At 62.1% G+C, this 4,755-nt stretch carries 3 protein-coding genes and 1 pseudogene; 1 reads left to right on the plus strand and 3 read right to left on the minus strand.

Going from position 1 to position 4,755, the window contains the following annotated elements:
• Nucleotides 1-212: pseudogene (locus AB5164_RS09675) on the plus strand (spermidine synthase); the annotation flags it as partial.
• A gap of 27 nt (nt 213-239) precedes the next feature.
• Here AB5164_RS09675 and AB5164_RS09680 read toward each other — a convergent pair.
• From AB5164_RS09680 to AB5164_RS09690, 3 genes are all read right to left on the minus strand, one after another.
• Nucleotides 240-2,684: a DEAD/DEAH box helicase gene (locus AB5164_RS09680; protein ID WP_260699359.1), complete on the minus strand. Its 2,445-nt coding sequence runs from the start codon at nt 2,682-2,684 to the stop codon at nt 240-242.
• 117 nt (nt 2,685-2,801) lie between these two features.
• Nucleotides 2,802-4,106, minus strand: coding sequence for an ATP-binding protein (locus tag AB5164_RS09685; RefSeq protein ID WP_260699358.1), 1,305 nt, complete (start codon nt 4,104-4,106; stop codon nt 2,802-2,804).
• The coding region (locus tag AB5164_RS09690; protein WP_368148053.1) for a tellurite resistance TerB C-terminal domain-containing protein at nt 4,099-4,755 on the minus strand (657 nt) is incomplete at its 5' end. The genes AB5164_RS09685 and AB5164_RS09690, both read right to left, overlap by 8 nt.

Below are 4,755 nucleotides of genomic sequence, written 5' to 3' on the forward strand. Positions count from 1 at the left end.
GCGCAAACGAGGGGAGCGACGTAACGTTCCTGCGCGATTGCGCCGCCACGGCGCTCGAGGTGTTCGCCCACGCCTGGGTGGTCCCATGTGGCGATGCAGAGTTCGGCGGCGAGGAGAATTATCTGCTCATCGCCAGCGACGGCGACTACGCCTTTGCCGAAGCTGTGCCCTTCGACACCGACTTCCTCGGCACCGTCCTTCACGACAAGTAAGTCTCCCCGTCCCAAAAAGGACTGGTCTTAGGCGTGGTCGCGCCAGCTGAGGACGCGCTGGTTCATGCCCTCGATGTCGAGCACGCCTTCGGCGAAGCCTTTGCGCACGAGCTCTTCGGGAACAAACTCGTCGTAGCGGTCAAAATAAGGCACCTCGCCGGGATAGACGAGCTCGATGGGATCGAAGTCTTTCTCGGCCTCGGCGGCGAGCACCTCAAAGAACGTCTCCTCGTCGGCCTGCATTTTAAACTGCATAAAGTACGGGCGTGACGGGTCGAGTCCGCGAAGGCCCAGCTCCGCGGCACATTTAATCTTGAGCATGCGCTCGAGTGCCAAAAAGGCGTAGCTGCCCAACCAGGGGAAGAGCACCCAGGTGTCGCCGCCCAGGTTAATGAGTGGCTTGGTCCCCGCGCCCGAAATCTCGGCCGTATGGCGAGCCTGCGCCAAGCGGGCCCGTGCGTTACCCATGAGGTACGGATATGCTGCGTGCTCGTTGAGCGCTTGGCGCATGCGTTCGAGTACGTGTGTATTGATGTCACCGGGGCAGTCGCCAAAGTATGCCGGCACACGACCTTTGACTTGCGTGGCAAAGACGGTGTGTCGCTTCCAGTCCACTTCCTCGACAATCCAGCAGTGTCCGGCGATGGCGATGCGCTCGCCGGGCGGTGGCGGATTGACGATCGTGCCCAACTCGGCCGACTCGCTGCGAACGGTGAACTCCTCGTTTTCCTGGAATACGGCGTAGAACTTAAAGTTGTTAATGATGCGCTCGCCCGCGAGACCCACGATGAGCCCGCCACCTTCGGTGACCTGGATATGGTCGATCTTAATGAGGTGACGTAGCAGCACACGGTAATCGTCTGCCGAGACACGGTGGAAATAGCTGAGCGTGAGCACGCGCTGGGCAAGTTCGGCCGGCGTGAGCTCGCCGGTGCTGGCGAGGGTCGACATAGTCTGGTGATAGAGCAGGCTGTAGGGGAGTCGATCGAGCTCGGGCGGCTCGACCCACTTTTCCTCGCGATAGAGTTGTACGAGCGCGATACCCTGCAGGAGCTTCCACGGAATGGTCTCGGGCATCATCGTGCGCGGCTCGGGTTCTTCCTCGCGCATGACAAACCACATCTCGGGCGGAAGGTCGCGGCGTCCCGTGCGCCCCATGCGCTGCAAAAAGGAACTGACGGTAAACGGCGCGTCAATCTGGAAGGCGCGCTCCAGGCGGCCGATATCGATACCGAGCTCCAGCGTAGAGGTGGTGACGGTTGTCTGCGCCTGCTCCTCCTCGCGCATGAGCTCCTCGGCCGTCTCGCGCAGCGATGCCGAAAGATTGCCGTGATGGATTAGAAAGCGGTCGGGCTCGTGTCGACTTTCGCAGTAGCTGCGCAGCATGGAGCACACGGCCTCTGCCTCCTCGCGCGAGTTGGCAAAGACCAGGCACTTGCGGCCGCGCGTATGCTCAAAGATATAGCCCATACCGGGGTCGGCGTTGTCGGGCGCCGTGTCGGTGGGGTTGAGAAGCGCCTGCTCGGTCGCTCGTGGGATGTCGACTTCGCCCTCGGGGGCCGAGGAAGTGCGACTGCCCTTGGGGGCAGCCTTGTCCCGTGCCTGCTCGCGACGTTGGCGGCGTTCCTCCTGTGTGAGTTGCCCGCTATGGCGCATGTCTTGGGTGCTGACGGGCAGTGCCGCGGGTGGTGCCGCCTCAATGCGCTCGCATGCGAGCACCTCAGCTTCCTGCGGACCTGTGCTCGCGAATCCTCGCTGCTGCGCCTGGGGACCCGAGTTGTAGAAGTGCTCCATGGAGATACGCCACACGCGGCGCGGCTCCTCAAAGCGGGGGATGACGCAGTCGCGTCCCGTCCCCTGCGACAGGAAGGCACCCGTGCGCTCGGGGTCGCCGATGGTGGCCGAAAGGCCGATGCGGCGGGGCTGCACGCCTGCCATGCGCGAGAGGCGCTCGATAAGACAGAGCGTCTGCCCGCCGCGGTCGCCGCGCATGAGCGAATGAACCTCGTCGATGACGACGTAGCGCAGGTCGCAAAACATGCGCGGGATCGCCATGTGCTTATGGATTAAGAGCGCTTCGAGTGACTCGGGCGTAATCTGCAAGATGCCGCTCGGTTTTTTGATGAGCTTAGCCTTGTGCGACTGCGAGACATCGCCATGCCAGTGCCAGACAGGGATATTGGCTTCCTCGCACAGGTCGTTGAGGCGGACGAATTGGTCATTGATGAGCGCCTTGAGGGGGCCGATGTAGAGGGCGCCCACGCTTGCGGGCGGGTTCTCCCAAAACTCGGTCAGGATGGGAAAAAAGGCTGCCTCGGTTTTGCCGGAAGCCGTGGATGCCGTCAGGAGCACATTGTCCTGCGTGTTAAAGATGGCATCTGCCGCCGCAACCTGGATAGAGCGCAAGCTCTCCCAATCGTGGGAGTAGATGAAGTCTTGGATAAACGGGGCGTAGCGGTCAAAGGCGTTCACGGGGGCCTCCTCTCAAAAACGAATCTCTCAACGCGGCTGGCAACGGCTTGCTGCATTACTGCTTCAACGCTCGCCCAGATAAAACCTACCAAAATGAACCTGTCCCTTTTTGGCAGGTTAGATGGTGAATTCGGCGAAGTTACGGTCGCCGCCTGCGGTGCCGGTGTCGTCTGTTGCGGCTGCCGGTGCCAGCGCGTCGCCACCGACGCTTTGCAGCAACTCGGCCACGTTAGCATCGGGATTTTGACACAGGATGTCGAGCAGCTCGATAAAGTCGCGGATGACCTCGCGGGGCGTCAGATGCGTGTCGGCCCCCACGCGGCCAAACTCAATCTTGAGGAAGTCCACCAAGTCGTTCTCGGTAAGCGTGGGCGTCCAGCCAAAGTAGCCGGCGTGAATTTGCATGAGTTTTTCGATCAGCACCAGCAGCTCCTCGTAGGTGAGTGGCTGCAGGCGGATGATGGGCGCGAGCATGTCCTTAAGGTCCTCGCGTGCAAAGCGGCCTTGAGCGAGTCGGCTGCGCAGGGCCTCGTAGGAGAACACGCCACGGCGGCGGTCTTCGATGGAGGTTGGCGTGCCGCCCATGATCATGCCCAGGTACTGCGCCTTGCCCTGGAGCGTGTCGTTGTACATGGTCAGGATCTTCTCGTAGTTGTATTGGCGTGTGATGGCGTTGGGAATCTTATACAGATTCACGAGCTCGTCGATGAGCACCAGCATGCCCTTGTAGCCGCTGCAGACCAAAAAGCGCGCAATGAGCTTAACGTAGTCGTACCAGTCGTCATCGCTGATGATGGTCGAGGAGCCCAGCTCGGCGCGTGCCTCACTCTTGGTGCGGTACTCGCCGCGAATCCATTTGGTCACGCGGCTCATAGCCTCTTCGTCGCCCTCGGATACGGCCGCGCGGTAGCGGCGGAGCATGCGGGTGAAGTCGAAGCCGTGGACCATTTCCTCGAGCGGGGCCAGTTGGGCATTGACGGCAGACTCGTCGGCATCGGCACACGAGGCGACCCAGCGATCCAGGATAAGGTTGAGCGCACCGCCCTCGGGGCGCGTTTTAGTCGATATGTTGCGGATGAGCTCACGGTAGGTGGCAAGGCCCTGTCCCTGGCCGCCCTGCAGGCGGCGCTCGGGGGATAGGTCGGCATCGGCCACGACGAATCCCTCGCCCATGGCGTGCGTGCGGATGGTCTGGAGCAAAAAGCTCTTGCCGGCGCCGTAGCGACCGACCAGAAAGCGGAAGCTCGCGCCACCGTCGGCGATGAGACTCAGGTCGGTGAGCAGGGCGCGGATTTCGACCTCGCGCCCTACGGTGATGTAGGGAAGGCCGATGCGCGGGACCACGCCGCCCTTGAGCGAGTTGAGAATGACGGCGGCGACGCGCTTGGGCACGCGGGGTGCTGCGGATGCGGTATCACTCATAGTCTAGGTATCCTCTCACGTCTGCTTCGTAGTCCTCGATAATTTGCGGTCCTGCCGCGCCAAATTCAATTACGGTGTCACCCACCAGGTCAAAGAGCGCCTCATTGATGCTATCGACGAGCATGTCCTCGCTCTGACCCGACCTCTCCACTGCCGATTCCGTTTGTGCCGTGTCCTGCTCGAGCAGCGCGCGGAGATAGGCGTCTGCGGCAGGCGTGAGTTCGTTCGTGGCGTCAGCGGGCGCAGCAGCTGCGAACACGGGCGTCGGCGCGAGAAGCGGTGCCACGACACCAAACTGTTCGGTGGAAATGGTTGGCTCGTCGGCTTCGTTGCGCTCCGTGGGCGCCGCGATCGGCTCGGCCATCACGTCGGCCGCGGGCTTGGCTTCCGGTTGCCCGGATTCCGCCGTATCGACCTCTGTGGGCACATCGTCCTCGCGTTCCTCATCGATCAAAAGCGCTTCGCGCGTTTGCGCAGCGGCGCTCCGAATGTGCCCCAGCTGACTCAGATCGATATCGATCTTGACGGGCTGGTGTGCGGCGTCCCACGAGAGCCATGCCACAATCTCGTCATCGATAATCTTGGCCAGATATTTGGGGACCTTTTCTTCCTTAAGGGGATGGGCGGGGTCCAGCGCCAGGCGCAGGCG

It is taken from the genome of Collinsella aerofaciens, from assembly GCF_040915425.1.
In the GTDB taxonomy this organism is placed as follows: domain Bacteria; phylum Actinomycetota; class Coriobacteriia; order Coriobacteriales; family Coriobacteriaceae; genus Collinsella; species Collinsella aerofaciens_BW.

Bases quoted from the DNA above. Each gene is read 5' to 3' on its own strand.
- AB5164_RS09685 (WP_260699358.1), bottom strand. From the start codon at position 4,106: ATGAGTGATACCGCATCCGCAGCACCCCGCGTGCCCAAGCGCGTCGCC.